Origin of the sequence: Streptomyces sp. NPDC007917, from assembly GCF_042959105.1 — a bacterium.
Classification (GTDB): domain Bacteria; phylum Actinomycetota; class Actinomycetes; order Streptomycetales; family Streptomycetaceae; genus Streptomyces.
Window position 1 is genome coordinate 1 of the sequence record NZ_JBIBKK010000073.1, and the last position, 2,468, is coordinate 2,468.

Sequence of the window (2,468 nt, forward strand, 5' to 3'; positions counted from 1 at the left end):
AAGAATGGCCGCATCACGGCCTGCCGATTCCCGGGGCCTCAGCAGGCCGAGTGACCTACGACGTTAAAGGCCAAGCTCAGGAAGAAGGGAGCTCAGACCTCGCAGTGCAGCTACCTGGAAGTCACGCAGCTGGCTCCGGGGCTACTGGTGCCGTGGGAGAGCCTGTGCCTTCTGCGCCGAAAGAGTCTTGTAGACGGTACCGGCGAGGTCGGGCAGCGTGTCCCCTTCGCCAACGGCGCTGTTGACAGCAATGGCGATGATCATGCCAGTCTTCGGGAAGTACATGTGCAGCACCCGGTTTCCAAAAGTGGCCCCCTCATAGGCCCAGACCGTCCCGGCCACAGGATGGACGAACTTCACGACACCGAGCCCGAAACCGATGGGATCGTCGGCCGTGACGCTCTTGATGGGCTTACTCGTCTTCGCCGAGACCAGGGACTCCAGCTCGCGCTGCTGCGCTGAGGGCAGCAGTCGACCGCTGTACAGCGCCCTGTCCCAAGCCGTCATGTCTCTCAGTGAACTCACCAGGCCACCCGCCCCCTGCGCCCAGGACAGGCGGAGCCGAGGAAGTGACTTGTTGAGATGCTTCGGCAGGACGGAATGGGTGGAGTACGGCGTCGGCATGCGCGAGGCCGTGTCCGGAGGGCAGTCCGGGGGGAGGCAGGTGTCGTTCATTCCGAGAGGTTCGATGATGCGCTCGGCGAGCCGCTCATGGTAAGTATCGTGCGACGCTCGTTCGACAATCATCTGCGCGAGGAGGTAGTTCGTATTCGAATACTCGTACTTCGCGGGACCCAGTGGCAGGCCCTCCACATAGGATATCAGGCGCTCCAGCGTGAAGCGCGTGGAGGGATTGGCGTCGAAATCCTTCAGGAACGCATTCTGCTCGGTGTAGCTGGGGATGCCGCTGGTCATCGACAGCAGTTGCTTGATGGTGACATCGCGCCACGCCGGATACTGGGGAAGCCACTTTCCCAGCTTGTCCCGTATGGACAGCTTTCCTTCGGCCTCCAGTTGAAGCAGCAGCACGGACGTGAACGCCTTGGTGTTGCTGCCTATCTGCCACAGCGCCTTGCTGTTCACCGGTCGACCACCGCCGTAGCGGGACGTCCCCGCATCGACCGAGATATCAGGTCGCTGATCGGCATAGGTCACCCGAAGGGAAACCGCTGAGAAATGATCCTTAGTGCCCTGAGCGTCCAGATATTTCTCGAGGTCACTTCGCAGTGACGCGGTGGCACTGCGAACGGATGGCTCCACCACTGCGTGCGCGACGGCCGGCCCACTTCCCGACACCATCATCCCCGAAACAATCGCCGCGGTGACCGTCGCCAGGGCCACGAGGCGCTTCCCTTGCTGACCACCCCGCCGACGAAGCCTGTACCTCATTGTCGCTGTTCCTCCATTGAATTGAACAGAACTGGGAACGACGATCACGCTACGCAGTGGAGGCACGGCAGGTAATGGGGGTAACCCCCCGCTTGGTAGAGGTGCTGACCCCCTGAGTGAGGCCAAGTACAGCTTCGAAGGCAGCCATCTGCCCGTCAGAAGAGGAGAGACCACGCCGGTCATTGACTCATCACTGAGGTGCGACAACTGACTCCTCAGAAGACATAGAGCCCTTTAGCTCTGGTGGATCTCGTGTTTCAGGAACCTCCCTATGCGATTGTCAAGCCGCGAACGCGGCTGGTTGTGCGGCTTAGGGCGTTCTTCAGAAGTGGATCTCGATGTGTCAAGATCCACTTCATGGGGAGGCACGATCTGACGAATGCGCAGTGGGCGAAGCTGGAGCCCCTGCTCCCTGCTGGGAAGAAGTCCGGACGACCGCCGGTACACACCAAGCGGCAGCTGATAGACGGCATACGCTGGCGCACCCGCGCCGGTGCTCCGTGGCGGGACGTGCCCGAGCGGTACGGCCCATGGGGGACGGTGTACGGACTGTTCCGCCGTTGGCCGCGGGACGGCACCTGGCACCGCATCTTCGAGCAACTGCAGGCCCGGGCCGATGCCGAGGGACTGATCACCTGGGACGTCTCGGTGGACTCCACCATCGCCCGCGCCCACCAGCATGCGGCCGGTGCCCGCTCCCGGGGTGGGCTGACCACCAAGTTGCACCTGGCGGTCGAGCAGGCCCAGAAGCCGATGTCGCTGGTGATCACGGCCGGACAGCGCGGTGACTCCCCGCAGTTCCAGGTGGTCCTGGGCCGTATCCGGGTGCCTCGGCTCGGGCCGGGCCGTCCGCGTGCCCGGCCGGACAAGGTTCGCGCCGACAAGGCGTACGGCTCCCGCGCGAACCGCGCCTACCTGCGCAAGCGCGGCATCCGCTGCACGATCCCGGAGAAGGACGACCAGACCGCCAACCGTAAGAAGCGCGGTTCCTGCGGTGGCCGGCCACCGCAGTTCGACGCTGCCAACTACAAAGAGCGCCACGCGGTGGAGTGCGGAATCAATCGCCTCAAGCGCCACCG

The 2,468-nt window shown here is 63.6% G+C and carries 2 protein-coding genes; one reads left to right on the plus strand and one right to left on the minus strand.

Translation table 11 applies throughout. From position 1 onward, the window contains the following. Positions 1-141: 141 nt before the first annotated feature. A complete protein-coding gene (locus ACFZDL_RS47140) occupies positions 142-1,341 on the minus strand; it encodes a serine hydrolase domain-containing protein (RefSeq protein WP_353597322.1) in 1,200 nt (399 codons plus the stop codon). 405 nt (positions 1,342-1,746) lie between these two features. Between ACFZDL_RS47140 and ACFZDL_RS47145 the strand changes: the two genes are divergently transcribed. Beyond that, a partial coding sequence (locus ACFZDL_RS47145; RefSeq protein WP_353597321.1) for an IS5 family transposase occupies positions 1,747-2,468 on the plus strand: 722 nt, incomplete at its 3' end.